Origin of the sequence: Streptomyces sp. NPDC087263, assembly GCF_044744645.1 — a bacterium.
Classification (GTDB): Bacteria; Actinomycetota; Actinomycetes; order Streptomycetales; family Streptomycetaceae; genus Streptomyces.
In genome coordinates this window covers 693,364-720,280 of the sequence record NZ_JBIUYT010000004.1, presented here as the reverse complement: position 1 = coordinate 720,280, position 26,917 = coordinate 693,364, and the positions used below count along the sequence as shown (strand labels likewise).

At 71.5% G+C, this 26,917-nt stretch carries 19 protein-coding genes and 1 pseudogene; 11 read left to right on the top strand and 9 right to left on the bottom strand.

Features of this window, described 5'->3' with window-relative positions:
* Complete coding sequence (locus tag ACIPC1_RS16595; RefSeq protein WP_402517453.1) at window positions 1-1,113, bottom strand: DUF2786 domain-containing protein; 1,113 nt, start codon at window positions 1,111-1,113, stop codon at window positions 1-3.
* Window positions 1,114-1,194: 81 nt separating this feature from the next.
* Here ACIPC1_RS16595 and ACIPC1_RS16590 point away from each other — a divergent pair, with 81 nt between their 5' ends.
* The 4 genes from ACIPC1_RS16590 (at window position 1,195) to ACIPC1_RS16575 (ending at window position 6,556) form a co-directional block, all read left to right on the top strand.
* On the top strand, window positions 1,195-1,473 hold the full coding sequence (locus ACIPC1_RS16590; protein ID WP_402517451.1) for a hypothetical protein: 279 nt from the start codon (window positions 1,195-1,197) through the stop codon (window positions 1,471-1,473).
* Entirely contained in the window at window positions 1,467-3,596 is a 2,130-nt protein-coding gene (locus ACIPC1_RS16585; RefSeq protein WP_402517449.1) for an FtsX-like permease family protein, read from the top strand. The genes ACIPC1_RS16590 and ACIPC1_RS16585 overlap by 7 nt, the downstream gene beginning before the upstream one ends.
* A gap of 432 nt (window positions 3,597-4,028) precedes the next feature.
* On the top strand, window positions 4,029-4,772 hold the full coding sequence (locus ACIPC1_RS16580) for a Clp protease N-terminal domain-containing protein (RefSeq protein WP_402517448.1): 744 nt from the start codon (window positions 4,029-4,031) through the stop codon (window positions 4,770-4,772).
* Window positions 4,773-4,858: 86 nt separating this feature from the next.
* Window positions 4,859-6,556 (top strand): bifunctional 3'-5' exonuclease/DNA polymerase, encoded by a 1,698-nt coding sequence (locus ACIPC1_RS16575; protein WP_402517446.1) that lies wholly within the window; start codon window positions 4,859-4,861, stop codon window positions 6,554-6,556.
* Between the two features lie 67 nt (window positions 6,557-6,623).
* Here ACIPC1_RS16575 and ACIPC1_RS16570 read toward each other — a convergent pair whose 3' ends face one another.
* Both ACIPC1_RS16570 and ACIPC1_RS16565 read right to left on the bottom strand, forming a co-directional pair.
* Window positions 6,624-10,142: a BTAD domain-containing putative transcriptional regulator gene (locus tag ACIPC1_RS16570; protein ID WP_402517444.1), complete on the bottom strand. Its 3,519-nt coding sequence runs from the start codon at window positions 10,140-10,142 to the stop codon at window positions 6,624-6,626.
* A 321-nt stretch (window positions 10,143-10,463) separates the two neighbouring features.
* On the bottom strand, window positions 10,464-10,586 hold the full coding sequence (locus ACIPC1_RS16565) for a hypothetical protein (RefSeq protein WP_402517442.1): 123 nt from the start codon (window positions 10,584-10,586) through the stop codon (window positions 10,464-10,466).
* A 318-nt stretch (window positions 10,587-10,904) separates the two neighbouring features.
* Between ACIPC1_RS16565 and ACIPC1_RS16560 the strand changes: the two genes are divergently transcribed.
* The 3 genes from ACIPC1_RS16560 to ACIPC1_RS16550 all read left to right on the top strand — a co-directional run bounded on the left by ACIPC1_RS16560 (window position 10,905) and on the right by ACIPC1_RS16550 (window position 16,515).
* Window positions 10,905-12,128: a hypothetical protein gene (locus tag ACIPC1_RS16560; RefSeq protein WP_402517441.1), complete on the top strand. Its 1,224-nt coding sequence runs from the start codon at window positions 10,905-10,907 to the stop codon at window positions 12,126-12,128.
* A 530-nt stretch (window positions 12,129-12,658) separates the two neighbouring features.
* A complete protein-coding gene (locus ACIPC1_RS16555) occupies window positions 12,659-13,618 on the top strand; it encodes a hypothetical protein (protein ID WP_402517439.1) in 960 nt (319 codons plus the stop codon).
* A gap of 635 nt (window positions 13,619-14,253) precedes the next feature.
* Window positions 14,254-16,515: a glycoside hydrolase family 3 N-terminal domain-containing protein gene (locus ACIPC1_RS16550; protein WP_402517437.1), complete on the top strand. Its 2,262-nt coding sequence runs from the start codon at window positions 14,254-14,256 to the stop codon at window positions 16,513-16,515.
* 437 nt (window positions 16,516-16,952) lie between these two features.
* Here the strand turns inward: ACIPC1_RS16550 and ACIPC1_RS16545 are convergent.
* Window positions 16,953-17,234, bottom strand: a pseudogene (locus ACIPC1_RS16545) (LysR family transcriptional regulator); the annotation flags it as partial.
* Between the two features lie 86 nt (window positions 17,235-17,320).
* On the opposite strand from ACIPC1_RS16545, the gene ACIPC1_RS16540 reads away from it, so the two are divergent.
* Window positions 17,321-18,235, top strand: coding sequence for an alpha/beta fold hydrolase (locus ACIPC1_RS16540; protein ID WP_402517435.1), 915 nt, complete (start codon window positions 17,321-17,323; stop codon window positions 18,233-18,235).
* A 287-nt stretch (window positions 18,236-18,522) separates the two neighbouring features.
* A complete protein-coding gene (locus ACIPC1_RS16535; protein WP_402517434.1) occupies window positions 18,523-19,056 on the top strand; it encodes a bacterioferritin in 534 nt (177 codons plus the stop codon).
* Window positions 19,057-19,114: 58 nt separating this feature from the next.
* On the opposite strand, the gene ACIPC1_RS16530 is transcribed toward ACIPC1_RS16535, so the two are convergent.
* From ACIPC1_RS16530 to ACIPC1_RS16515, 4 genes are read right to left on the bottom strand one after another with little or no spacing between them, the layout of a single operon-like run.
* Window positions 19,115-19,864, bottom strand: coding sequence for a glycosyltransferase (locus ACIPC1_RS16530; protein ID WP_402517432.1), 750 nt, complete (start codon window positions 19,862-19,864; stop codon window positions 19,115-19,117).
* Window positions 19,861-20,475, bottom strand: a complete 615-nt coding sequence (locus ACIPC1_RS16525) for an SAM-dependent methyltransferase (RefSeq protein WP_402517430.1) — start codon at window positions 20,473-20,475, stop codon at window positions 19,861-19,863. Before ACIPC1_RS16525 ends, ACIPC1_RS16530 begins: the two co-directional genes overlap by 4 nt.
* Window positions 20,472-21,251, bottom strand: coding sequence for a PIG-L deacetylase family protein (locus tag ACIPC1_RS16520; RefSeq protein ID WP_402517428.1), 780 nt, complete (start codon window positions 21,249-21,251; stop codon window positions 20,472-20,474). The genes ACIPC1_RS16525 and ACIPC1_RS16520 overlap by 4 nt, the downstream gene beginning before the upstream one ends.
* Window positions 21,248-22,252 (bottom strand): acyl-CoA dehydrogenase, encoded by a 1,005-nt coding sequence (locus tag ACIPC1_RS16515; RefSeq protein ID WP_402517427.1) that lies wholly within the window; start codon window positions 22,250-22,252, stop codon window positions 21,248-21,250. The genes ACIPC1_RS16520 and ACIPC1_RS16515 overlap by 4 nt, the downstream gene beginning before the upstream one ends.
* A 247-nt stretch (window positions 22,253-22,499) precedes the next feature.
* Here ACIPC1_RS16515 and ACIPC1_RS16510 point away from each other — a divergent pair, with 247 nt between their 5' ends.
* Both ACIPC1_RS16510 and ACIPC1_RS16505 read left to right on the top strand, forming a co-directional pair.
* Window positions 22,500-23,798, top strand: coding sequence for an acetyl-CoA carboxylase biotin carboxylase subunit family protein (locus ACIPC1_RS16510; protein WP_402517425.1), 1,299 nt, complete (start codon window positions 22,500-22,502; stop codon window positions 23,796-23,798).
* A gap of 7 nt (window positions 23,799-23,805) precedes the next feature.
* Window positions 23,806-25,827, top strand: a complete 2,022-nt coding sequence (locus tag ACIPC1_RS16505) for a CocE/NonD family hydrolase (RefSeq protein ID WP_402517422.1) — start codon at window positions 23,806-23,808, stop codon at window positions 25,825-25,827.
* 256 nt (window positions 25,828-26,083) lie between these two features.
* On the opposite strand, the gene ACIPC1_RS16500 is transcribed toward ACIPC1_RS16505, so the two are convergent.
* Entirely contained in the window at window positions 26,084-26,911 is an 828-nt protein-coding gene (locus ACIPC1_RS16500) for a Rieske 2Fe-2S domain-containing protein (protein ID WP_402517421.1), read from the bottom strand.
* Window positions 26,912-26,917: the final 6 nt, after the last annotated feature.

The following is a 26,917-nucleotide window of genomic DNA, read 5'->3' as shown; positions in this document are numbered from 1 at the left end:
TCAGGGGATCGGGCGACGCCCCCTGACCTGCGCCCGGTCCGCCGCCGCGGCGCCTTCCTGCCAGCCGGTCTCGTCGGTCACCCCGCGCAGCCGAGTGGTCACCGTCTCGGGGAACATCCGCTCCATGTGGTCCGTGACCGCCACCTCGCGGGCCACCAGAACCGGCAGCAACTCGCCCACCGCGGAAGCCACTTGGCTCTCCGCGGCGGACGCGAGCCGGTCGCCGATCCGGTGCGCGTACGCGGCCAGGAACGACTGCCGGAAGGTCTTCGTACGCTTCCGTCCCCCCGCCCGCTGCGCCGCCTCCGCCTTCGTCATCGCGGCCGTGGCCTGCACCAGCAGGGAGGTGTAGAGGAGTTCGACCGCCTCCAGGTCGGGTTCGAAGCCGACGACGGTCGAGAAGCCGAGGAAGTCGTTCCACACGGCGCGACAGCGGTTCGCCCCGGCCACCGCGTCCAGGAGTACCGCCTTGGCCGTCTCGTACGGCGGCTCGACCCCGATCCGGCAGGCTCCGGGCGCGTCCTTGGCATGCGTACGGGCCGCCAGCAGTGCCTCGTCGATACTGTGCCGCGCCATCAACTCCTGCGCCTTGGCGCTCAACGCCTCCGCCTCCTCCGGGAATCCGGTCGCCTCCGCCTTCGCCAGCAGCGCGCGGATTCGGGTGAGCATGCGGGAGTCCTGTGGGGCGGTGGCGGTCCCCTCCGATACGTCCAGTGGCTCGATGGTGGGGAGCCGGAGGAGGAGTCGGTACAGCTCCAGGGCGGCCGTGGCGTAGGAGAAGCGGTCGGTGCGGGGCGGCTGTGCGTCCAGGTCTTCGAGCTGGGCCGTCCAACGGGGGCCGCGGGGCTCGTGGTTGCCGCTCACGATCAGCGCGGACATCAGACGTACGTGTACGTCCTCCAGCTCGCGGCGGACGAACCGTACGAGATCCGCGGGCTGCCAGCCGCGCCGCCACGCCCCCGCGACGAACTCCTCGCCACGCCGGGCGAGTTCGGCATCGGAGGCGGGGTCGGCGGCGAGCATCGAGGCGCCGGTGTCGAGGGCCGCGTCGGAGTCGGCATAGAGGGCTGCCTCGAAGGCGCGCTCCACGGTGGTGGACGTACTGCTGCTCATCCCTCGATCGTGCCACGGGCGGGGCCCTGCCCTCCCGAAGGCCCTGGTGGTCGTACTGGCCCTACCCCCGGAGACCCGCTGGTGGTCGTACTGGCCCCACCCCCGGGAGACCCGCTGGTGGTCGTGTCCTGGCGGCCTCCGGACGGTTCGCTGGAGGGCATGGACACCACCACAGCCGTACGTATCCGATCTCTGCGCCGTGACCACGGCGCCGTCAACGCCCTGGACGTCCTGGCCCCGCCGAGGGAGCTGGTGGAGGGGGAAGGCCGGACGGCGGCCGTGGTCACGCACGATCCTGTGGCCCCTTCGGCGGCGGAGATCGCCGCGCACCGAGCGAGGCCGGCGGGTGCGACGTGCTGACCCTGGCCTTGTCCTCCTTGCGTATCCGCTGGGCCTCCTTCCTCGGTTCCTTTGTCGCCGTCGCGCTCGGGGTCGCCGTGATGACGGCGATGGGGCTGGGTCTCGCCGCCTCCCTCGGCTCGCCCGCCCGTGCGCCGGAGCGGTTCGCGTCCTCGCCGGTGGTGGTGATGGGCCGGGACACGCTGACCGTGGAGGTGCAACGCGGGCCGGGCACCGCCCTCGTGTCGAAGAAGCTCGCGCATCCACACCCTGTGGACAGTGAACTGATCGGCGAGCTGAGGGAATTGGGGCAGGTGCGGCTGGACGGAACGGCACGGGACGCGGTCGGTGTCGATGCTCCCGTCGCGGCCGTACGGGAACTGGTCGGGACCCGTGGCCGTGTCCTGACCGGCGCGGACCGCCACCAGGCCGACCCGTCCGCCGCGCGCGACGCCGAGGCGCTGGTCGGGATCGACTCCCTGCTGGGCACCGCGGCCGGGGTCGCGGCCTTCGTGTCGGCGTTCGTGACGGCGTCGACGTTCGCCTTCGTGGTGGCCCTGCGGAGGCGGGAGTTCGGGCTGCTGCGACTGGTCGGGGCACTGCCCGGACAGGTGCGGCGGCTCCTGCTCGGGGAGGCGCTCGCGGTGGGGCTCATGGCCTCGGCGGTGGGATGCGTACTCGGGTCCTGGGCGGCGCCGCGGCTCGTGCGGGCGCTGGTGGAGGGCGGGGTGGCGCCTGCGTGGTTCGCGCTGCGCGGGTCGGGGAGTGGGCCGTATCAAGTCGCCTTCACGGTCGGTGTGTTGGTTGCGGTCACCGGAACGTGGTCGGCCTCGCGGCGGGCGGGCCGTGTCGCCCCACTCGAAGCCCTGCGCGAGGCGTCCGTGGACACGGGCGTGATGCCGTGGTCCCGGCGGGTGATCGGTTTCACGCTGCTCACGGCCGGACTCGGGCTGCTGGCCTGGACGTTGGGAACGGATCCGGCCGCACTGCTGAAGCGCAAGACGTACGTGACACAGCCGATGGTTCTGATCACCGCGGTGGCGGCGCTGGCACCGGTCCTGGTGCGTCCGGTCGTACGACTGGTGCGGCTGGACCGGCTCCCCGGGGCCGTCGGGCTGCTGATCCGCGCGAACGCGTCCTCGTCCGTGCGGCGAACTGCCGCCGTGGCGGCCCCCGTTCTGGTGACGGTCGCGCTGGCGGGCTCGCTGCTGGGGTCGGCGGCGACGGTGACGGAAGCGAAGGCGGCGGAGGTTCGGGAGCAGACGCAGGGTCAGTTCGTCGTGACCGGGGAGAGGTTGGAGGTGGCGCGGGTGGCCGGGGCGACCGTGTCCGGGACGGCCTCCACCGCGGTCTTCGTACGGGAGGAAGGAACCGCCCTCGTACGGTCCGATGCCCGGGCGGTGAGCGATGTGGCGGCGTTCGCGTCGCTGACCCGGCTTCCGGTGGTGGCGGGCGACGTAGGCGATCTCGACGACCGTTCGATCGTCGTGAACGAGGAGTGGGAGCGGCACGAGGTGGGCTCCTGGGTCCGGGTCTGGCTCGGGGACGGAACCCCCGCCCGGCTGCGTGTCGCCGCGGTGCTGGCGCGCGGGACGGGTGACAGCGGCGCGTACGTGACCTCGGCGAACGCGCCGGGCGCCACGGTCGACCGGCTCGACGTGCGGGTGGCGCGCGGTGCGGACCCGGCGACGGTCGCGGCGGCGCTGCGGTCCACCGGCGGGACGGTGCGGTCCACCTCGGCGTGGCTCGCCGCCACCCTTCCGGGCGCCGGCCCGCAGACCCGGCTGGGGCTCCTGGTCGTCCTCGGCATCACCCTCGTCTATGCCGCGATCTCACTCGCCGGAACCCTGCTGATGGCCACGTCCGTCCGGCACGCCGAACTGCGGTCACTACGGCTCGCGGGAGCCACCCACGGACAGGTACTGCGCGTGGTCGCGGGCGAGGCCGCGCTGGGGATCGGCGTGGGGGCCCTGCTCGGGGGCGCCGTCGCCGGGCTGAACCTCGCGGGGCTGGCGGCGGCGCTGGGGCGATTGTCGGCGCCGGTGGGGGTGGAGGCGCCGTGGGGGGTGCTTGCGGGGTGCGTGGGGGTGTGTCTGGCGGTGGGGGTGGGAGCTGCGGTGGCAGCAGCCTGGAGGCGGAGGTGATCACCATCCGGCCCGTCCGGCGCCGGAGGACGACACAGCACCATCGCGATTGCCCACCCGCCCGTGAAGGCGGTGCTCTTCAGCTCCGGGCGAGAGATCTTTCAGCCCGGCCGGGGTTAGAGGTTTTCAGCCCGGCCGGGGTTAGAGATCTTCCAGCCCGGCCGAGGCTGGAGGTCTTCAGCCCGGCCGGGGTTAGAGATCTTCAGCCCGGCCGAGGCTGGAGGTTTTCAGCCTGTCCGGCGTTTGAGGACGAGGCCGTTCAGGCCGACGCGGGGGCCTGAGGGCGGCAGCCCCCAGGAACAAGGGACGGGCAGGGGCGGAGGGGGCGAAAACAGCCCTGCCGGCACCGGGCTCGCCCCCTTCCGGCGGACACCCACACAAGGGTGTCAACCCGGGGTTGACACCCCCCGGCTGCCAACCTACGGTTGACGCATGACGACGAATCAACCCGCCCCGACATCGACATCCATCCGTCTCGACGACCTCATCGACGCCATCAAGAAGGTCCACACCGACGCACTGGACCAACTCCAGGACGCGGTGATCGCCGCCGACCACCTGGGCGACGTCGCCGACCACCTGATCGGCCACTTCGTGGACCAGGCCCGCCGTTCGGGCGCCTCCTGGACGGACATCGGCAAGAGCATGGGCGTCACCCGCCAGGCCGCCCAGAAGCGCTTCGTCCCGAAGGCCGAGGCAGACCTGGACCCCAGCCAGGGCTTCAGCCGTTACACCCCCCGCGCCCGGAACGTGATCATCGCCTCGCAGAACGAGACGAAGTCCGCGGGCAACGCCGAGATCCTCCCCGCACACCTCGTCCTCGGCCTCCTCGTCGAACCCGAGGGGATCGGCGCGAAGGCGATCACCGCACAGGGCGTGACCCTGGACGCCGTACGCGAGGCGGCGACGGCGGCGCTCCCCCCGTCCGTCGGCGAGGTGCCGGCACTCATCCCGTTCGCACCCCCGTCCAAGAAGGCCCTCGAACTCACCTTCCGTGAGGCACTCCGCCTCGGCCACAACTACATCGGCACCGAACACATCCTCCTGGCCCTCCTGGAGTTGGAGAACGGCGAGGGAGTCCTCAGCGGAGTCGGCGTGGACAAGGCGGCAGCCGAGGAGTACATCGCCCACGTGATCGCGGAGATCGTGAAGGCGCGAAAGGAGAGCACCGACTGATCGGACCTGGAGTCGGAGCCGGAGTCGGACCCCGCGCGACACCGCCTGCGTCCTCATTGTCAGACCCTCCTGCGAGACTCGGAATCATGACCGACCGGTGGGCTCTCGCACCGGCCGAGGACGGTGGCGCCGAGGTCGCCCCCCTCGGCCCGGACGGGCTGCCCGCGGGCCCGGTGTGCAGGGAGCCGGATCTCGTCGACGCCGTGCGGACACGGCCGGACGTGACCCGGTGGGTCTGGCGGTCCACGGCCGACGTATATCCGCGACTGCTCGCCACGGGGGTGCGAGTGGAGCGGTGTTACGACATCGAGGCCGCCGAGACGCTGCTCCTCGGCCACGAGGGACGGCTCGGCGAACCCCGGTCGGCAGCCGCCGCGCTCGCGAGACTGCGCGGCGGCCCCGTACCGCCGGACCCGCCCCAGCGCTCGGCGGAACCGGGCTCGCAGTCGTCCCTCTTCGAACCGCGCCCGGTCCACGTACCCCTGGCAGACCTCCTGGAGGTGTACGCGGATCAGCGCCGCCGCCATGACGCGACCGCGCTCCCCGAGCGGATGCACCTGCTGACCACGGCCGAGTCGGCGGGGATGCTGGTGGCCGCCGAGATGAACGAGTCGGGGCTGCCGTGGAGCGCGGACGTCCACCGGGAGGTGCTGCACGAACTGCTCGGCGAACGGTATGCGGGCGGGGGCGAACCCCGGCGCCTCGCCGAGCTCGCGGAAGAGGTCTCGGCGGCCTTCGGGAGACGGGTCAGACCCGACCTGCCCGCCGACGTCATAAAGGCCTTCGCGCAGGCCGGCATCAAAGTCAGGTCGACCCGGCGCTGGGAGATCGAGTCCATCGACCATCCGGCCGTGAAGCCGCTGATCGAGCACAAGAAGCTGTACCGGATCTGGGTGGCGCACGGCTGGTCCTGGCTCCAGGACTGGGTGCGGGACGGGCGGTTCAGACCGGAGTACCTGCCGGGCGGGACGGTCACCGGCCGCTGGGTGACCAATGGCGGCGGGGCGCTGCAGATCCCCAAGGTGATCCGCCGCGCCGTGGTCGCCGACCCCGGCTGGCGGCTCGTCGTGGCCGACGCCGACCAGATGGAACCCCGGGTACTCGCGGCGATCTCCCGCGATCCGGGGCTGATGGAGGTCGCGGGCCGCGAGAGCGACCTGTACCAGTCGGTGTCGGACCGGGCCTTCTCCGGTGACCGGGCGCAGGCGAAGCTCGCCGTGCTGGGCGCGGTGTACGGGCAGACGTCCGGTGACGGGCTGAAGAACCTCGCCCTGCTGCGCCGACGCTTTCCCAAGGCCGTCGCCTACGTGGACGACGCGGCCCGCGCGGGCGAGGAGGGGCGGCTCGTCCGGACCTGGCTCGGGCGTACGTGCCCTCCGGCGGCCGGCGCGTCCGAGTCCGGCGCTTCGGAGGAGGCGGGTCTGCCGCAGGACGACCCCGCCGAGACCACCGGCGACCGGACGGCCTGGGTCCCGGGCTACGCATCCTCCGACTCCCGCGCCCGCGGCCGCTTCGCCCGCAACTTCGTCGTCCAGGGCAGCGCCGCCGAATGGACCCTGCTGGTGCTCGCCGCCCTCCGGCGCAGCTGCGCCGACCTCGCCGCCGAGCTGGTCTTCTTCCAGCACGACGAGGTGATCGTGCACTGCCCCGCCGAGGAGGCGGAGACCGTGGTGACCGCGATCCGCGCGGCGGCCGACCTCGCGGGGCGCCTCACGTTCGGCGAGACACCGGTCCGTTTTCCGTTCACGACGGCGGTGGTGGAGTGCTACGCGGACGCGAAGTGAGGCGAGAGAAGCCGAGGCGAATAGCGAGTAGACGTCTGGACCTCGCTCGGGGAATGTGACGTTGGTGTCACGTCACAGCGGCCGGCCGAGCCAGGAGTTCCCTCAACTCCCCCAGCACCGAGGTGTCCGTCCCGTCCAGCGCTTCGAGGGCCGACCGCCACAGCTCATACGCCCCTTCGGCGTCCCCCTCCAAGCGCAGCAGCAGTCCGCGCTGGTGGCGTGCGAGTCCTTCGGTGTACCGGTCGGCGCGGCTGCCGGCGAGGCGCAGCAGCCGGTCGCACTCGCGGGCGGCCCTGGCGCGGAGCCCCACTCCACGCAGGGCGCGTACCAGTCCGAGCCGGGTCTGGGCCTCGCCGTGCCAGTCGCCGTGACTGCCGAGAATGCGCAGGCTCTCCTCGAAGTGCGGCAGGGCGGCGGCCGGTTCACCGAGGGTGAGATGGGCGTAACCGATGTTGCAGTGCGCGGAGTGCCGGATGATCACGTCGTCCAGGGCGTCACCGAGCGCGAGGCTCCGCTGGTGATGGTCGATGGCGGCCCGGGGGTCCGTGTGCTCGTACAGGTTGCCGAGGTTGCTGTAGGTGATGGCCTCGGTGTGCTGGTCTCCCAACCTCCTTGAGAGGCCGAGGCTTTGCAGCAGCGCCTCGCTGGACTCGTCGTGCCGGCCGAGCCCTTGGAGGAGCATGCCGCGGTTGTTCAGGCCTCGCCGCACCCACGACAGGACGCCGAGCCGCCGCCAGATCGCCAACGCCTCGTCGTTCAGCGCGAGTGCCTCGCCCGCGCGCCCGGTCATGAAGTGCAGCCCGGCGAGGTCCCCGAGCGCGTACGCCTCGGCGGCCTCGTCCCCGAGCCGCCGCGCGGCGCCGAGCGCGGCCCGCTGGAGCACCTCCGCCTCGGCGACTCGTCCGCTGCGTTGGGCGTACGGGTGGAGCAGCCGCACCAGGACGGGGATGTACGCGCTCACCCGCGCGTAGCGCTCCACCAGCGCCACCACGTTCTCCAGTTCCAGATCGCCCCAGGTAAAGGCCTCCTTGGCGGAGGCGAACGGCAGAGTCGTCGCGACGTCCGCCGCGTGAGCGTGCGGCTGCGACGCGGTCGGCGTGCCGCGGTCGTCGCGGTCCAGGCCCGGTTCGACGATCGCCGCGAGGGTGCGCGCGGCGACGGCGGCGTACCAGCGGAGGGCGCGCTCCGCGGGGACGGGGACCTCTGCCTCGGGGACCGTGCGGCCGCCGATCCCCTCGGTAGCCGTCCCACCGATCTCCTCGGTAGCCGTCTTGCCGACTGCCTCGGTAGCCGTCTTGCCGACTGCCTCGGTAGCCGTCTTGCCGACTGCCTGGGTAGGCGTCTCGTCGACCGCCTCCTGCTCCAGCGGCGTCCCCGCGATCTCGCGGGCGAAGTCGCGGACGAGGTCGTGGGGTGCGTAGCGGCCGTACGCCGTCTCCTCAAGGAGGGCGACGTCGACGAGGCGGTCGAGGGCGGCCTCGGCACGGCGTTCGTCGGTGCCGGTGAGCCGGGCGAGGAGGTGGATCCCGTACGCGGGGAGGTCGACCGCGCCGATACGGCGCAGGGCGAGCGCCGCGTCCCGGTCGGCCTGCCGCTCCGAGGCGTGCAGCGCGTCATGGGCGACGGCCAGTGACCTGCGTACGCTCAGATCGTCGTACTCAAGATGGTGCAACCGTCCCTCTGTGGCGGCCAGTTGACCCGCGAGTGCGTCCGGTGTGAGAGCGCGGCGGGCGGCGAGACGGGCCGCGACGATACGGAGGGCGAGGGGCAGCCGGCCGGTGAGTTCGACGAGCGGGTGTCCGCCGTCGAGCCCCTCCTCCCGTCCGGAGATCGCGCGGAGCAGCGCCGCGCTGTCCTCGTCCGACAGCGGTGCCAGCGGGAAACGGTGCGCGCCGTCCAGTGCCGTGAGCGGCGAACGGCTCGTCACGATCACCGCGCACCCCGGTCCCGCGGGCAGCAACGGCCGTACCTGCCCCGCGTGCGCCGCGTCGTCGAGCACCATCAGCGTGCGGGTCGGCGCGAGCATCGACCGGAGCAACGCGGCTGCCGCGTCCGGGTGTTCGGGGATACGACGCGGATCCGTACCGAGGTCCCGCAGCAGCGCGGCCAGTGCCTGGCCAGGCGTGAGCGGGGCCATTCCGGGCGTGGCCCCGTGCAGGTTGACGTACAACTGCCCGTCCGGGAAACGCTCCCTCGTCCGATGCGCCACGTGCAGCGCGAGCGCGCTCTTGCCGACGCCGGCCATTCCGCTGATCACGGCGACGCCGGATCCAGGTCCGGTAGCGGCCGGGTGATCCGCGTCCAGAACCAGGCGCAGCGCCTCTCCTACCTCGCTTCGGCCGGTGAAGTGTGCGGGCGGGGGCGGGAGTTGGGCGGGGCGGGGGGTGGCGGGGCCGGGAGGGGTGGGACCAGGAAGGGTCGGACCAGGAGGGATCGGACCAGGTGGGGTGGGACCAGGTGGGGTGGGCTCCGCGGAACCGGACCTCTGGGAGCCCGCCTCCGGGAGGCCTGACTCCGGGGAGACGGGCACGGAGTTGACGGGCTCCGGGTTGACCGGCTCCGGGCCTAGGGGCTCCGGGCCTACGGGCTCCGGGCCTACGGGCTCCACGGAGCGGGACCCTGCGAAACGGGAGCCTGGGCGGCCGAACTCTAGGGATCCGGAGCCGGACCCCCAGGAACCGGACCCCGAGTCGCCCGCCTCTGCGCGATCGGACGCCTCCCGCTCGGCAGCCTCACGGCCCGACTCCGCCGCCTCCACCTCCGCCTCCACCCAGCCCGGGTGACGGACAGACCTCGGCGGCCCCTCCCGAAGAATCTCCAGGTGCGCCTCCCGCACCGCGGCGCCCGGCTCGACGCCGAGTTCCTCGACCAGGCGGGCCCGCAGGTCACGGTGGACGGCCAGGGCTTCGGCGCGGCGTCCGGTGCGGTGCAGTACGAGCATCAGCAGCCGGTGGAAGGCCTCGCGGAGGGGATGCTCGGCGACGTGGGCGGCCAACTCCGGTGCGAGAGGGACCAGTCGGACCGCCCCGGCGTCTCCGGCCCCCGCTCCGACAAGGCACAGCTCGGCCTCGTACCGCCACTCCAGGACAAGCAGCCGTGCCTCCGTGAGCCGCTGGACGAGCGCGTGGGCGCCGCCCTCGGGCGGAAGGCCGCTCAGGGGCGCGCCGCGCCACAGTGCGAGCGCGTCCATGGACTCCCGCAGTGCGCGCTGCCACTCGCGTCCGGCGTGCGCGGTGCGTGCCGCGGTGACGTGGCTGTGGAAGACGGAGACGTCCAACTCGTCCTCGCCGACGCGCAGAACGTAGCCCGGCGTTACAGCACGCAGCCGTTCCGGATCGTCGAGGAGGCGCCGCAGCCGTGTCACATGGTTCTGTAGGGAGGCCTGCGCGGAGGCCGGCGGCGCCTCGCCCCACAGCGCGTCCTTGAGCGCGTCGACCGAAACGACCCGGCCCGGCTCCAGCAGCAACGCGGCCAGCAGGGCGCGCATCTTGCCACCGCCGACCGACCGACTCTCGCCGTCGGCGCCGTACAGCACCGGTGGCCCCAGCAACCCGAACCGCAGTCCACGGCGCAGCCCGTCCCGCATAACGCCGCCCCACTGCCTTCCCGCGCGGCCACTCCACGCCGCACAACCAACCCGCCCACGCCCGCGGCGGCTTCCCGCCGACCGGCACTCGGCTCCCCCTGGAACCGTTGGCCGTCATGTTAGCGATCTGTTGGCGCGACCTGATGTGATCACAACATCGGATCTGGCCCGACGGCGCGCGCGTAGAACGCGTAACTCGGGGGAGTGTCGCCGCCGTGGCCGGATCCGGGGACGCGAGAGGTCCCGGTCGCCCGAGGTGAGCGACCGGGACCTCCGTCTGTCACGGCAGTCATAGGCCGTCCGCGCTCTCAAACTCCAACGTCACGCTCCTCGCCGTAAGGCCGTTCGGTCGAACCGCACCGCGTTGGCCAGGGCCGGAAACACCTCGGCGGACAACTCGTCACCGGCGGCACAGGCCAGTGCGGCGAGCACACCCTGTTCCATGGACACCTCATGGACAGGTCTCGGCCGCACCCCCGGGAAGGGCCAGGCCGAGACCTGTCCATCGCCATGCGCACTACGTGACCGAGCCCGGCCTCGACAGGCGTCGGGCGACCCCCACCGGTGCGGCTTGGGCACCGGGGGTGCCGGGTTCCTGCATGAAGTCGTACGGCGCCGTCGTGGCCGCCGGTGACGCGGGCTCGGAAAGGCGGGGCCGGGCAGCAGCGGAGGTTCACCACCCCTCGGCCCGCGACCGGCATTGCCCATAGCTGCATTGCCCATACTGGGAAGGCACACCGCTCCCCAGCCGCGAAGTGACCCATGCCCAAGCGCCCCACCACCACCCGTCCCACCGCCCCGGAAACAGTCTGGCTGGCAAGCGGACACCACACCTGGCCCACTCCGGAGGACATCCTTCGGAACAACCTGCGAAAGCTGAAGACCAGCGGGACGATCCAGGACTTCCTGGAGCCCGGATCGCCCCCGGAACCCGAACCAGACGCAGAAGCGGAAGCGGAAGCGGAAGCAGAAACTGGCGAGCGTGTATTCGAGGCCCGCTGGCACGTCGACGAAGCCGTCACGGTGCGGGCGCGGCTCACCACCGGTGTGCGCGAGCGCCCGGACCAGGAACCGCGATGGACGCTGGCGGCCGAGGCGGAGCGGCCCTGGGACCCCGCATGGCCCTCCCCCGCGACGATGTTCTGGCCGGAGACGAGTTCCGAGTCCTGGGACCACGACGTCGTGGCCGGACTCCGCCCGCAGCACATCAACCCGCTCCCGCAGGACGACGCGGCCCTGCGCCGCCTACTCAGGGACGCGGCACGCCGCAGTTGGAGCATCAACGTCGTCGTCCATGAGGCCATGACACCCGACGAGCGCGGGCTCCTCCCGCTGGCCCGCCTGCTTCCGCCCGGGCTGCGGCACCGCGTCGTGGAACACCGCGCCGCACCCGAACAGTTCCAGGCCGTCAACTGGGCCCTGTACGACCTGGGTGTACGGGTGCCGCGGGGCGGCGCCGTGATCCTGCCCGGCACACCTGCCCGGATCGGGTACGAGGCTCAGGACTTCGCCGTGCGCAGCGTGTTCCTCGACGGCTCGGAGCCGACGGAGCTCCTGGACAAGGTCGTCACGTTCGCCGCGCTGCCCTGGCCGCTGCCGGAGGACGCGGAGAAGGCCCTCACCGCTCTCCGGCGGGACTGGCACCTGGTGACCATCGAGGAGGAACTGGCGCACGCCCGCGCGCTGGTGGATTCCTACGCCGAAGCACTCGACGCCATGACCAGGTCGCGCGACCGGTACCGCGAGGCGACCGAACTCGCCCATGAGGCGCTGGCCGAGCTGAAGGAGCTCCGGCGGATCGCACCCGCGGGGCGCGAGACGTCGTACGGACAGCACGAGCGCCCGGTCACGGCCAACCCGCTGACGACCGCGATTCAGCGGCTCACCGGTCCCCTGCGATCCCGGCGCATGTCGGGCGACGAGGCGAACGCCCCGGACGCGCCCGGCTCCGAGGGCGAATCCCGCGAATCGGGCAGCGACCGCTGACTACCTGGCTCTTCACCCGCCAACCGGGCGGCAACCACTGACTGCCCGGCCTTTCGCTCGCCAACCGGGCGGCAACCACTGACTGCCCGACCCTTCACCCGCCAACCGGGCGGCGACCACGGCTTGCCCGGCCTTTCGCTCGCGGATCCGACGGCTGCCGCTGACCGCCCGACCCTCCCTCCGCGGATTTTCGGGTGGCGGGACACGGGAGGGGCGATTACAAAGGTTCAAAGTTCACATGACATGACATAAAGGTCCCCATCATGTCCAGCGCCCCGAAGTGGAGAAAACACATGGCTACCGAGCCTTTCTCTCCCGGTCCAGAACAACCCGGGACACGCCGACACCTCGATGCGACCTCGCTCCACTGGGGAGTCACCGGATTCGGCGCCCCAGCCGCCGCCCCAGCGCCTGCCCCGGCCCCGGCCCCGCCTCCGGCTCCGGCCGCGGCTCCGGCTCCGGCTCCGGCTCCGGCTCCGGCTCCGGCCGCGACACGACGGCTGATATCCGCGGAAGGCGCCCAGGGCCAGGTGCTTCAGGCGGCCGACGCCGCGATGGACGAGTTGGTGCGTACGGCGGTCGTCTCACGGCCTCTGGACGATGTCGTTCACCTGGTCACTCTGCTGGAGCAGACACCGGACGGCGTAGCGGTCGCGGCGAAGGTGCTGCGGCTGGCCGCGGTGGCGCGTTCCGTGGACGACGTCACACGGCTCGTGGAACTGCTCGGCAGCCCGCCCCACCGCGCCGACCGGATGGACGAGGCGATCCGGGTTGCCGCCGAGCAGCGTCCGGTCGCCGAGGTCGGCCGCCTGCTGTTCCTCCTGCACCGGCCCCCGCACGACCCGCACACCGGGACCGAGGCGGTACGCGCGGCCGCCACCGGCCGCCCCCTCGAAGACCTGGTGCAGCTCCTCGGCCACCTGGGAGAAGACCGGGCCACCGGCCCCGGCACGGGTGGCGCCGAAGTACCGGACACGGACACGACAGCCACCGGCCGCATGGCGGCAGGATTCGCGACCGGACCCGGGGCGGCCACGGAGGGAAGCCGGTCCGGGCGCTCCCTGGCCTCGAGAACAGCCGGCGGCTCCGACCCCGTCAGGTGGATGCGCCGTCTGGCCGGCGTTCTCGTCCTGCTCTGCGCAGCGGCCCACCTTCCGCTGCACTGGGCCGACGCGCCGTCCCGCGGACTCGTCGCGGCGCTCGGCGTTGCAGCCTGCTGCCTGGTCCTGGGGGTCGTACTGGTCTTCAGCGGAAAACCGGTGGTGGCCGCCGCGTGCGCCGCCGTGACCGGTGCGCTGGCCATCGCCCCCCTGCTGGACGGCAGGATCGGTTCCCCGACGCTGTCCTACGTGCTCGACCCCGGCGGGGTTGTCCATCCGCTCCCGGCGCTGTCGGCCGGTGTCGCCGCACTCGCCTCGCTGATCGTCCTGGCCGTGACCCTCACGCGACGGCAGACCGCCGGTGAACGCCGGATGAGCCTGCCCGGGTAGCCGGGCCTGCGCCGCGCACAACCGTCCGGCGCAATGACCAACGGCGTGTGTCCCCTCGTGCAAACACGAGGGGACACACGCCGTCTCCACGCCGCCACCGGAACGACCGGTGCCGTGGCGGACTTGGTTCACTCTCTGTCGGCACCCGCGGATCGTGGCTCTTCGGCCCCTTCAGGTCTTGAAAGCGGCACCGGCCGCCACCCGCTCCCCGGGCCATGACACCCCAGTATTGGTACGGACCTTGACCCCGTATCGAGGGGCTTGTTCAATGCCTCTGAAAACCTTTCGAATGCCCCCACACCACTGCTTCCCGGGGATATCCGACGCCTCGTCCGCCCCAACGGGAGCGCCTGCACCGTTCACGGGCTGAAGAGAATCCCCCACGAAGGGACCTCCATGACCTGGCGTCCCACGGTCCGATGACGGACCGACAGCGGTGGCGGCGGCAGCAGCGGACCCGCAGCCGTACGCGAGGCAGAGACCCGGGCGGTTCCCGCGCCGTACCGACCCGACGGGCCGACTCCAGATGCCGACTCGACATACCGACCCGACGGGCCGACCCCAGGCGCCGACTCGACATACCGACCCGAGGTGCCGACCCGACGGGCCATTCCCTCATGAGACGGAGACACACTGTGCGAACAGGCGTCCTCAAAATCCCCAGATCGGCGGCGACGCTGGTCTTCGCCGCGTCCTTGGTCGCGACGGGCTTACAGATCGGGCAGGCCCACGCCGACGGCGAGCCGTACCGCGATCCGACACTTCCCGTGCCGACCCGCGTGGAGGACCTGCTCTCCCGAATGACCCTGGACGAGAAGATCGGCCAGATGACCCAGGCCGAACGGGCATCCGTCACCACCGCCAACGTCCCCGCCTACGGGCTCGGTTCACTGCTCTCCGGCGGCGGCTCCGCGCCCTCGCCCAACAACGCGACGTCCTGGGCGAACATGTACGACGGCTTCCAGAACGCCGCGCTCACCAGCCGCCTCGGCATCCCGGTCATCTACGGCGTCGACGCCGTGCACGGCCACAACAACGTCTACGGCGCCACGATCTTCCCGCACAACATCGGTCTGGGCGCCACCCGTGACCCCGCCCTCGTGCAGCAGATCGGCCAGGCCACGGCACAGGAGGTCTCGGGCACCGGTATCGACTGGGACTTCGCGCCCTGCCTGTGCGTCGCGCGCAACGACCGATGGGGCCGCACCTACGAATCCTTCGGCGAGAAGCCCGAAGTGGCCACGATGATGACCAGCTACATCAACGGTATGCAGGGCAGCGCCCTCAACGCACCCGGGTCCGTGCTCGCCACCGCCAAGCACTTCATCGGCGACGGCGGAACCGACAACGGCGTCAACGCGGGCAACGCGACCCTGACCGAGGCCCAACTGCGCGCCACCCACCTGCCGCCCTTCCAGGAGGCCCTGCGGCGCGGCGTCGGCTCCGTGATGATCTCGTACAACAGCTGGAACGGCGTGAAGGACCACGGCAACCAGTACCTCATCACCACCCTGCTCAAGGGCGAACTCGGCTTCTCCGGCTTCGTCGTCTCCGACTGGAACGGCATCGACGAGATCGACGGCCAGGCCGGCTTCACCGCGGCCGAGGTGAGCCAGGCGATCAACGCCGGCATCGACATGGTCATGGTGCCGACGGACTGGCAGCGGTTCATCTCCACGCTGCGCGCCGAGGTTCAGAACGGCCATGTGCCGATGTCGCGCATCGACGACGCCAACCGGCGGATCCTCACCAAGAAGTTCCAACTCGGTCTGTTCGAGAAGCCGTTGACCGACCGCAGCTACACCCCGACGGTCGGATCCGCCGCCAACCGTGCGCTCGCCCGCCAGGCCGTGCGCGAGTCGCAGGTCCTGCTGAAGAACTCCGGGAACATCCTTCCGCTGGCGAAGACCAACAACAAGATCTTCGTGGCCGGCAAGAGCGCCGACAACATCGGCTATCAGTCGGGCGGTTGGACCATGTCCTGGCAGGGCGGCAGCGGCGCCACCACGCCCGGCACCACCGTGCTTCAGGGGATCCGGTCCGCCGCCGGCACGGGTACCACCGTCACGTACAACGCCAACGGCACGGGTATCGACAGCTCCTACAAGGCGGCCGTCGCCGTCGTCGGCGAGACGCCCTACGCCGAGGGTTCCGGAGACCGGCCCGGCGCGATGGGCCTGGACAGCACCGACCTCAACACCATCGCCACGCTCAGGGCGTCCGGGGTGCCGGTGATCGTCGTGCTCGTCTCCGGCCGCCCGCTGGACATCGCCGCCCAACTGCCAAACTGGAACGCCCTGCTCGCGGCCTGGCTGCCGGGAACCGAGGGCAACGGCGTCTCCGACGTCCTCTTCGGCGACTACGCCCCGACCGGCAAGCTCCCCAGCACCTGGATGCAGTCGGCGAGCCAGCAGCCCATCAACGACGGCGACGGAAAGACGCCGCTGTTCCCCTACGGGTTCGGCCTCACCTACGGAACACCGACCAGCCACAGCGCGTACGACGTGACGCAGGCGGAGAGTTACACGTCGCAGTCGGGTACGCAGACGGAGACGACGACGGACACCGGCGGCGGCCAGGACGTCGGGTACCTCACCGCGGGCGACTGGCTCGCCTACGGCGCGGTGGACTTCGGGGCGACGACCGCGATCTCGGTGACGACACGGCTGGCCTCGGCCTCCGCGACCACCGGTTCGGTGCAGTACCGCCTGGACAGCACGACCGGGCCGGTCATCGCCACCGTCCCGGTCACCGGCACCGGCGGCTGGCAGACCTGGACGAGCCCCAAGGTCAACCTGTCCGCCGCCGCTACCGGCGTGCACACCGTCTACGCCACCGTCACCACCGGCGGCTCGGGAGACCTGGTCAACCTCAACTGGTTCCAGTTCGCCCGGTAGACGCATCCGACCGACCGGCCGACCGACCGCCGGCTCGTCACCTCCGCGAAGGGCGGGGGCGACGAGCCGCACGCCACGCAATCACCGACGCGTGACGATGCCTACCGGACGGCCTCCGGCGTCCAGAGTCTGGCGAGAGAGGCGTATCCGGCGCTGTGGGTGAGGAGTTCGTCATGGGTGCCCAGTTCGGCGCGGTCGCCGTCGAGCAGCAGGATGCGCCGGGCTCGACGTGCCGAGGCGATCCGGTGGGCAATCACGATCAGTGTGCCCGAGCGGGTGGCGAAGGCCCGCTCGGCGCGGGCCTCGGCCGGGGGATCGAGGTGACAGGTGGCCTCGTCGAGGATGATCACGCTCGCGGGAGAGACGAACACCCTTACCAGCACCAGCAGTTGGCGCTCACCACTGGACAGCCGGGTAGCCGGGTCGGCGATGTCGGCATCGAGCCCGCCGCCGCGCAGCCCCTGGACGGACTCCACGCCGGTGCGGGCCAGCCGCAGACTCCGTACGGCCGTCCTGGCGGGTTCGATCAGCTCGCTGCCGGCCTCGGTGAGCACCGCGCGGCGGCCGATCCGGTGGAACAGCTCGCTGCCCAGGTCGCGCTCCAGGGACCGGATGGCCTGCGAGAGCGACGGCTGGGCGAGATAGAGGGCGGCGGCGGCCCGGTTGAAGCCGCCGTGGTCCACCACGGCGAGGAAGTACTCCAGCTGTCTGACGTCCACCTCGCCGCCCTCACATAGGCGGCTCCTATCAGCGTGGTCGCCAACCCGTCCTGGACGACGCGGCCGGCCGGTGCTGGGATCGGTACATGCCCGATCTGCTGCCCTCGTTCTCCCGGCGCACCGTGGACGCCGACGGTGTCCGCATCCACGTCCGCACCGCCGGGGACGGCCCGCCCGTCCTGCTGCTGCACGGCTATCCGCAGACCCACGCCATCTGGCACAAGGTCGCGCCGCTGCTCGCCCGCGACCACACCGTCGTCCTCACCGACCTGCGCGGCTACGGGGACAGCGACAAGCCGCCGTCCGACGCCGACCACACCCCGTACGGAAAGCGGGCGATGGCCGGGGACCAGCTACTGGTAATGCGAGAGCTCGGCTTCGAGCGGTTCGCGGTGGCCGGGCACGACCGCGGCGGGCGGGTGGGGCACCGGCTGGCGCTCGACCATCCGCGGGCGGTGAGCGCGCTGGCCGTGCTGGACATCGTGCCGACCCGCCACGTCTTCGCGCACGCCGACGCCGCCCTCGGCCTCGGCTACTACCACTGGTTCTTCCTCGCCGCGGGGAACGGCATCCCCGAGCGGCTCATCGAGGGCGACCCCGAGTTCTGGATCCGGGCCCGGATGGGCGCCAGGCACCACGGCGGTACGGCCTTCGACCCGGCCGCCCAGGACGAGTACGTACGCTGCTTCTCCGACCCGGCCGCCATCCACGCGTCCTGCGAGGACTACCGCGCCGCCGCCGGGATCGACCTCGTCCACGACGACGCGGACGCGGCCGCCGGCCGTCGGGTCACCGCCCCCCTGCTGGCGCTCTGGGGCGAGCACAGCTTCGTGGGCCGCAGCTACGACGTGCCGGCAGTGTGGCGGGAGTACGCGGCGGACGTCCGCGGGCAGGCGCTGCCCTGCGACCACTACCTGCCCGAGGAGGCGCCGGAGGCCACCGCCGAGCACCTCGCCGCGTTCCTGCGCGAGGTCTGGTCCTCAAGCCGGACATCTCCATGACGCGACGGACTACAGCAGCTGCCGCCACCGCGTTCCCGCCTTCTTCAACCGGATGTTCTCCCGCCGCGGCCGCGCGAGTTGCTCGCTCTCTCCCCCACCACCCCGGCCCGGCCCCGTCGGCCCTGTGAGCCCGGAATACCCAGCCGGCCGGCCTGGTCTCGGTGATTCTCAGGTCCTTCGCGAGTCCGTCCGGGCCCTTGAGCCGGGGAGCGCGGAGTGTCAGCCCGGTCGTGGTCGTGCCGTGGACAACAGTTGGCCCGGCACAGGCCCACTGAGCTGGAGGCTTCATGGACAACTCCTTCGAGATCGACGTCAAGAAGATCCGCGACGACGCGCGGGCCCAGATGGACAAGGGCCCTGTCACGCAGAGCTACGAGGCGGACCGTGAGCGCCTGATCGAGGTGCTCAACCAGGTGGTGGCCACTGAGATCGTCTGCTATCTGCGCTACTCCCAGCACGCCATCGCGGCCTCCGGCATCGACCGGGCTCAGGTGGCGGCCGAGTTCACCGAGCACGCGCAGCAGGAACTGCAGCACGGCCTGTGGGCCGCGGAGCGTGTCAGTCAGCTCGGCGGCCGTCCCGACTTCGACCCCGCGACACTCCGCGAGCGCTCTCACACCGAATACGTCACCACTGACGAAACGGACCTGAAGCGCATGCTCCAGGAGAACCTGATCGCCGAACGCATCGTCATCACCACGTACCAGGAAATGATCCGCTGGATCGACGAGAGCGACCCCACCACCCGGCGCATGCTTGAGAAGATCCTGGAGGAAGAGGAGGAGCACGCCGACGACCTCCGCGACCTCCTCGGCCTCTGAGCCGGGCCGTCGGCCCCTCGGTGAACGCCGACCCGGCTCAGGGGCCCGCCCGCAGGCGCTAGGGCAGCTGAGCCGGCGCGGAACCGGGCGTCCGGGCGGGCCTGTTCCGTGCGGAGGAACGGAGGGCGGCGAGCAGGTCCGCGAGCCCGCCGGGTGCCCGTCCGCGCAGTCGCGCCGCGGTACGGACGGGGTGCCGATCGGTACGGGCGATGCGATGGCCCTGCGAAGCCAGCCGGGCTACGAGGTCGCGGTCCTCACCGGTGGGTAGCGCGGCGAAACCGCCTGACCTCAGGTAGGCGGCGGCCGAGAGCCCCAGGTTCGCCCCGTGGACGTGCGGGTGGTCCCACGGCTCCCCCGGCTCGGCGGGCCGGGTTCGGAAGTAGTCGGCGTCATGCAGGGCGGCCAGTCGTCGCGATGCCCTGGCCAGCAGGATGGTGCCCAGCACGACGTCGTACCCTTGCCGCGCCCAACTGATCTGGTCGGTGAGCCAGGTGTCGGGCACGGTCGTGTCGGCGTCCGTCATCGCCAGCCAGACATGCGGGCCGCTGTCCGCGAGAAGGTGCAGTGCGTAGGCGGTCGCGGCGGCGCGCGCGGCCCCGACGCTGCGGCGCTCGAGCTGCACCACGTGTGCTCCGGCACGCGCGGCGGTGACCGCTGTGGCGTCCGTGCAGGCGTCTGCTGCCACCACCGTCACGACCGGGAGTGGCGCTGCTTGGGCCACCGCGCGCCGCACGCTCCGCAGGCAGGCGCCGATACGGTGCTCTTCGTTGTGCGCGGGCACGACGACGGCGACTGCCGCGGGAATCACGCCAGGCCCTCCGCCCGGGCCGGGGAGAGAACAGGGCCGCCTTCCCGACTGTGCTCGTGGACGGTGAGAGTGAAGTCGGGGTCGTCGTAGCGGGCCAGTCGGTTCAGGTCCGCCAGGGCGTCGAGGTGGTCCGCGATGTCCCGGCCCGTGCAGGTGTGTTCGGCAACGGGATGGTTCCAGTGCACCGTGACCAGATGGCCACCCGCACTCAAGGTCTCGATGCTCCGGCGCAGCAGCCGCGTACGCGTGCTTTCGTCGAAGTAGTAGAGCAGTTCCGAGAGGACAACGAGCTCGAACCGCTCCTCGGGCCACTGCTCGGGAACGGCCATCTGCCGGACGGTGACATGGTCCATCCCGCGCGTGCGCCGGGCGGTCGTCGCCACGGCCGAGGCGACGCGGTCGGTGGAGAGCAACTGGTCGCAGCGTGTGGCCAGCAGGTTGGTCAGCACGCCCACCGAGCAGCCCGGTTCGAAGGCCTGCTGATAGCGCGGACGGGGCAGAGCGGCGACGGTCAGGTCGTACTTCCGGCGGTCGTACCAGCGATCCGCCAGGTGCCAGGGGTCGGCGGCGTCGGCGTACTGGCCCTCGAAGTAGGTGGCGGGTGTGTTCAACGGATCACCGTTTCGAATGTGCGGGTGTGGTGGGCCATCTCCCCTGGCGGCAGGACGGGCGCGATTCCGGGGCCGCGCGCTTCGAGCTGGCTGGCGAATCGCGCCAGAGCCGCCTTCTTGCGTTCCAGTGCCGCTGGGGAGAGCGGCAGGACGCCGGCCCGCCGCCAGGGCACCCGAGGGTCTTGAGGATGGGCCCAGTGCCACATCCACACCGGGAAGGACCACAGCGCGGTGTTCGTCGTTCGGCAGGCGCGGCGAGCCGCGCGTCCGGCGGCCTCGTGGTCGCTGTGCAGGTCGCCGTCCCACGGCGCCAAACACACGTTCGCCTGCACCTCGGACAGGAGGTCGGCGATTGCTGTGGCCGCCGCGTCCTCGTGCTGGTCCAGCGCCGTGTCCGGCAGGCCGGTGTGTACGGGTGCGCTGAGCGAACCGAGTTCGCTCAGCGCCGCGGCGAGTTCGGCGCGGCGCAGGGCGGCCAACGCATCGCGCGCCGGCGCGTCGTTGTCGCCGTGCGAGGCCTCCCCATCGGTCAGGCAGACCGTATGCACAGCGGCACCTGTGCCCACGAGGGCTGCCATGGTGCCGCCGAAGCCCAGGACCTCATCGTCGGGATGGGCCGCCACGACCACGACGGGTCCCACGGGAAGATCCAGGTGAGGAAGGCGTTCGGGCAGCCGTGCTGCGAGCCAGTGTTTCTCCGCGGTGCCCGGCGCGTCGATCTCCGTAGCGGCGGCGTCCCGATCCTCCGCGGAGAGGGGACCGCGCGACGACCTCATCGCGCGGTCTCCTGGGCACCCTTACGGATCGCGTGCCCCAGCTCCGCGAGGTTGCCCTCGGCATGGTGCTGCCGGATGTAGACGGTCAGATCCGCTACCGCGCGAGCATGTCGTTCGTCATGGCAGAGCGGGCCGGCACCCATGGCCCGCCCGGTGTGGCCGAGGACCTCGGTACACACCTTCTCGACCAATGCCCTGACCCGCAGACCACGCACCCGGGCCTGCGTGTGCTTGTCGAGGGGATCGGCGTCGATGTCCTCGGCAGCCTGGCGCACTACCGTGGCCGCGGTGCTGAGCAGCACGTCCACCGCGCCCAGGTGGGCGGCCGCGTGGTCGTTCAGGCGCCCCGCGTCGGAGCGCTCGTACAGCGGTGCGGCGACCGCGTGGGCGCCGCCGAGCCAGCATGCCGCCACCCCCACCCCGCCGTGCAGAAAGCCGGGCCGCTCCACATAGGCCCCGGGCTCGCCCACGGCGCGGGCGGGCACATCGGTGAAGGACACGTCCAGGCTGTCGCTGTCGGCCATGCCGACCGCCGGCCATGTCCCGGGCACCGGCGCCACGCCGGGGTGGCCCAGTGCCACAGCGAAGAGGCGATACCCGTCGTCCGCCTCCGCGGTCACGAGAGCGTGGGTACAACTGCGGGCTCCGGAGCAGTACGGCTTGACGCCGCTCAGCCTCCATCCTTCCCCGGTGCGCGTTGCGTTCACGACAGGGCTCGGCGGCCGTGCCGCCCACACGCCCCAGCGTCCCCCCTGCTCAGGCGGCGAGCCCTCGACTTGGTGGAGGATCGCAACGGCGTCCAGATGCCCCTCGGCCAGACGCGCCAGCGACAGGTCACGGCGTCCCAGAGCTGCGAGAACGGCAAATCTGCGGCTCGTCGACCGGCCCGGCAGAGGTACGGCGGGGGCCTCCCGTTCGACGAAACCGGCGAACAGCTCGTACGTTCTCCCCGCACCGTCGGACGAGACGCCGGAATCGGCGACATCGGTAGACGTGATCACCTCTGGCTCCTTCGGCTGCGACAGATCCAAACACGCGCCCGTGTGTCCCGTGACGGCCACCGCAAACTCCGCGCACGCGGTATCCAGCGTCACCCGGGCAGTCTCCGCGCGCATCTTTGTCCCCAGGGCTGCTGTCACCACGCTCTGCGTCCCGCACGCACAGGTGACGCCGTTGCGCCACTCGTCGTGTGCCTCATCGTCTTGTGGGTACACGCCCGGCTCCACACACCGACCTCAGGAGCCGCCCGTGAGCCCGCGCCCCCGCAACGTTTTCGTCGTCGGTCTCGACGAGGCCAATCTGCGGACCCTGCAGGCTGTCCCCCGCGCCGAAGAGCTGCGTTTCCATCGCCTCCTGACCATCCAGCAACTCCAGCACGGCGAGGTGGCCGTACCGGACCTGATCGACCGGGCCCGGCGCGTACTGGACGGCTTCGACGGACCGATCGACGCGATCGTCGGCTACTGGGACTTCCCGGTGAGCACGCTCGTCGCGCTGCTCGGAAAGGAATACGGGACGCGTGCCACCAGTCTGGAGTCGGTGGTCAAGTGCGAACACAAGTACTGGAGCCGTCTCGTGCAGCAGGAGGTCGCCACCGAGCATCCGCGCTTCGGCCGGGTGGATCTCGACGCGGCCGACCCGCAGCCGCCGGAGGGGGTGCGCTTCCCGATGTGGCTCAAGCCCGCGCTGTCGTACTCCTCCGAACTCGCCTACGGGGTAGGGGACATGGAGGAGTTCCACACGGCCGTGGAGCACATCGGCCAAGGCATCCAGCGCGTCGGCCGCCCCTTCGAGTTCATCCTGAACCAGCTCGACCTGCCGCAGGAGATGGCCGGGGTCGGCGGCCAGGTCTGCCTCGCCGAAGAGACGCTCAACGGTGTCCAGGTCGCGGTCGAGGGTTACGAGCACGAAGGCGAGATCACCGTGTACGGCGTTCTCGACTCGATCAACTACCCGGATTCCACCAGCTTCCTGCGCCACCAGTACCCCTCGGCCCTGCCGGATCCGGTGCAGCAGCGCCTGCGCGAGGTGTCGAGCCGGGTCATGCGACGCATCGGCTGGCGGCAGGCCACCTTCAGCATCGAGTTCTTCTACGATCCGGCCACCGACGCGATCGCGATCCTGGAGATCAACCCCCGCCACTCCCAGGCGCACGCGGAGCTCTTCGCCTACGTCGACGGCGTGCCCAACCACCACTGCATGCTCGCCCTCGCCCTGGGCCAGGATCCGGCCGTGCCGTTCCGGCAGGGCCCGTACGCCCTGGCCGCCAAGTGGTACTACCGCTGGTTCACCGACGGGGTCGTGCGCAAGGTGCCGCCGCCCGAGGAACTGGCCCGCGTCGAGAAGGAGATACCCGGCGTCCGGATCGACGTCGTGCCCGACGAGGGACAACGCCTGTCGGAGATCGACCAGCAGGACAGTTACAGCTACGAGGTGGCGCACATCTTCACCGGCGGTGCCGACGAGCAGGAACTGCGCGAGAAGTACGACCGCTGCGTCGCCGCGCTACGACTCGCCTTCGACCACACGACCGACCGTACGGCCTGAGAGACGCATGCGATACATCGAGAACCTCCCCCACACCGTCAAGCAGGAGGACCACGTCAGGATCCCGATGCCGGACGGCGTCCACCTCTCGGCACGCATCTGGCGCCCGGTGTCCTGCGACGACTCCCCCGTCCCGGCGATCCTGGAATACATCCCCTACCGCAAGGGCGATCTGAGTTCGGTCCGCGACTCGGTCCACCACCCCTACATCGCCGGGCACGGCTACGCGTGTGTCCGCGTCGACCTGCGCGGTACCGGTGACTCCGAGGGCGTACTCACCGACGAGTACCTGGAAATCGAGCAGAGCGACGCCGAGGCGGTACTCGACTGGCTGGCCGCGCAGCCCTGGTGCGACGGCACGACCGGGATGATGGGCATTTCCTGGGGCGCGTTCGCGGCGCTGCAGGTGGCCGCTCGGCACCCCGCGAGTCTGCGGGCCATCGTCATCTCCTCGTTCACCGACGACCGCTACGCCGACGACATGCACTACATGGGTGGCGCGATGCTGTCCGACAACCTCGCCGAAGCGGGCACCATGTTCGCCTACGCCACGTGCCCGCCGGACCCGTCCGCCGTCGGCGACCGCTGGCGCGAGATGTGGCACGAGCGTCTGGACGCCGTCGAACCGTGGGTCCTGAACTGGCTGCGCCACCAGCGCCGCGACAGCTACTGGCGGCGCGCGTCGGTGTGCGAGGACTACACCGCCGTACGCTGCCCCGTCCTTGCCTCCAGCGGCTGGGCCGACGGCTACTCCAACGCGGTGACCCGCCTGCTCGCCCACCTGGACGTGCCGCGCAAGGGGCTGATCGGCCCCTGGTCCCACAAGTACCCGCACCTGGGCGAGCCCGGGCCCGCCATCGGCTATCTCCAAGAGGTGGTGCGCTGGTGGGACCACTGGCTGAAGGGCGCGGACAACGGGGCGATGGAGGGTCCGATGCTCCGGGCGTGGATGCAGGAGAGCGTGCCGCCCTCCACCTCGTACGAGGATCGCCCCGGCCGCTGGGTCGGCGAGCTCACGTGGCCCTCGCGGCACGTTCACGACACCGCGTACGCGCTGCGCTCCCGGCACCTCACCGCCGAGAACGAGGCCCCCTACGACGCGGGGAGCCAGACGGTACGGTCGCCGCTGTCCGTGGGCCAGTTCGCCGGAAAGTGGGCCTCCTACAACGCCCCGCCGGACCTGCCCTATGACCAGCGTGAGGAGGACGGCGGCTCCTTGGTCTACGAGACCGAGCCGCTGACGGACCGGCTGGAGATCCTCGGGGCCCCGCGCGTGGAACTGGAGGTCAGCGCTGACCGGCCCGTGGCCATGGTGGCTGCCCGTCTGTCGGACGTGGCCCCGGACGGCAGCGCCACCCGGGTCACGTACGGCGTCCTCAACCTGACCCGCCGGGACAGCACGGACGAGCCCGCCCCCTTGGAACCGGGCCGGCGCCATCGGGCCACGCTCCACCTGAACGGCGTGGCGCAGGCCTTCCCGCCGGGCCACCGCATAAGGCTCTCCCTGTCCACGTCGTACTGGCCGTTGGCCTGGCCACCTCCGCGGCCCACGCTCCTGACCGTGCACGAACAGCCGTGCCGCCTCCTCCTGCCGGTCCGCCCGGCGGCCGAGCCGGACACCTCGGCCCCCTTCGAGGCTCCCGAGGGCACGGCCCCCATCACCACGACACAAATGACGCCGCCCGAGCAGCGCTGGGAGGTCACCCGCGACCTGATCGACTACGGCGCGGCGTTGAACATCGTCAAGGACCGCGGCACGGTCCACTTCGACGCGATGGACCTGGACGTCGGCTGCCGCGCCCACGAGCGGTACACCTCGGTCGCCGACGACTTCACCTCACCGGCCGGTGAGGTGACGTGGACCATGGGTTTCCGGCGCAAGGACTGGGACGTACAGGTCCGTACGAGCACGACGTTGACCTGCGACGCCGAGGAATTCCACGTCAACGCCACCCTGGACGCCTACGAGGGCGGTCAACGCGTCGCCTCCCGCACCTGGAACGAGTCGATCCCCAGGGACGCGCTGTAGACCGTGCACGGGCAGCCGCTCGGACACGACGCGGCTCGCTCAAGGGAACAGCGCCACCGAGCCTGATCGGGCAACGCGGCCGACATCGCCAGAGGGCGAGCCGACGACGCGGGGGCTTCGACGGCGGGCTGCCGGCGGAGCCGCCTCGGCGGAGGCACGGCAGGCTGCCCGCGGAGCCGCCTCGGCCGAGGGACGACAGGCTGCCCGCGGAACTCTCTCGGCCGAGGGACGGCGGCCTCCCGCCGGGGCCGCCGTCTCAGCCCGCGCCCGGCAGCCGGACGGCGAGGATGCCGTCCGGTTCGGTCCTGGTTTCGAAGCATGGCTGCGGCGCGGTCGCGGGACCGCGCACCACGGTGCCGTCGGACAGCCGGAACACACTGCCGTGCCAGGGGCACGACACACAGCCGTCGGCGATGTCGCCCTCGGACAGCGGTCCCGACAGGTGGCTGCACCGGTCGGCGAGCACGTTGACCGTACCGTCCTCATCGCGAACCACCAGCAGGGGCACTTCGCCGAGCAGGTGCCGCTCGGGCTTTCCGGGCTTCAGGTCGCTCACCGGGCCCAGCCGGTGCCAGCCGGGCTCCACCAAGTGAGGAACGGGCTCCGTCTTGTTGGCTCCCGCGGCTTGCCGGTAGGCGAGATGGCCACCGACGAACCCGCCGACGCCCGCACAGGCCAAACCGCCGAGCCCAAGCACCCGGCCGGCCATCGGGCGTCGCCCGCGCACGGCGAACGACGCGCCGAACAGCGAAACGGCTCCGGCGTTGGCGGCGGCGTGCACAAGGCCGGTGCGCAGCTGCTGTTCATGCTGCTCTGCCCAATCCGTCCAGCCGGCCAGCGCGGCGGGAAGCGCCGTCAGCGTGCCCAGGCCGACGAGGACACGAGCCGGCCGGGCCGCGCCGGGCACGAAATCCAGGACGGCAGACGACAGCCAGGCGCCCATCGGCACCTGCACCAGTGCCGGATGGAGCGGATGGCCGAGCTGGCGGCCATGGAGCACATCGCGAAGCGAGCCGAGTGGGAGGGCCCGCACGGCCTTCTGCAGGGGCGTCACGACACGGTCGAGGGCCTCGGCGTTCTCCACCCGCTC

Coding starts and splice junctions, on each gene's coding strand:
- ACIPC1_RS16595 (WP_402517453.1), bottom strand. CDS start 1,113: ATGAGCAGCAGTACGTCCACCACCGTGGAGCGCGCCTTCGAGGCAGCC.
- ACIPC1_RS16580 (WP_402517448.1), top strand. CDS start 4,029: ATGACGACGAATCAACCCGCCCCGACATCGACATCCATCCGTCTCGAC.
- ACIPC1_RS16575 (WP_402517446.1), top strand. CDS start 4,859: ATGACCGACCGGTGGGCTCTCGCACCGGCCGAGGACGGTGGCGCCGAG.
- ACIPC1_RS16570 (WP_402517444.1), bottom strand. CDS start 10,142: ATGCGGGACGGGCTGCGCCGTGGACTGCGGTTCGGGTTGCTGGGGCCA.
- ACIPC1_RS16565 (WP_402517442.1), bottom strand. CDS start 10,586: ATGGAACAGGGTGTGCTCGCCGCACTGGCCTGTGCCGCCGGTGACGAG.
- ACIPC1_RS16560 (WP_402517441.1), top strand. CDS start 10,905: ATGCCCAAGCGCCCCACCACCACCCGTCCCACCGCCCCGGAAACAGTC.
- ACIPC1_RS16540 (WP_402517435.1), top strand. CDS start 17,321: ATGCCCGATCTGCTGCCCTCGTTCTCCCGGCGCACCGTGGACGCCGAC.
- ACIPC1_RS16535 (WP_402517434.1), top strand. CDS start 18,523: ATGGACAACTCCTTCGAGATCGACGTCAAGAAGATCCGCGACGACGCG.
- ACIPC1_RS16520 (WP_402517428.1), bottom strand. CDS start 21,251: ATGAGGTCGTCGCGCGGTCCCCTCTCCGCGGAGGATCGGGACGCCGCC.
- ACIPC1_RS16505 (WP_402517422.1), top strand. CDS start 23,806: ATGCGATACATCGAGAACCTCCCCCACACCGTCAAGCAGGAGGACCAC.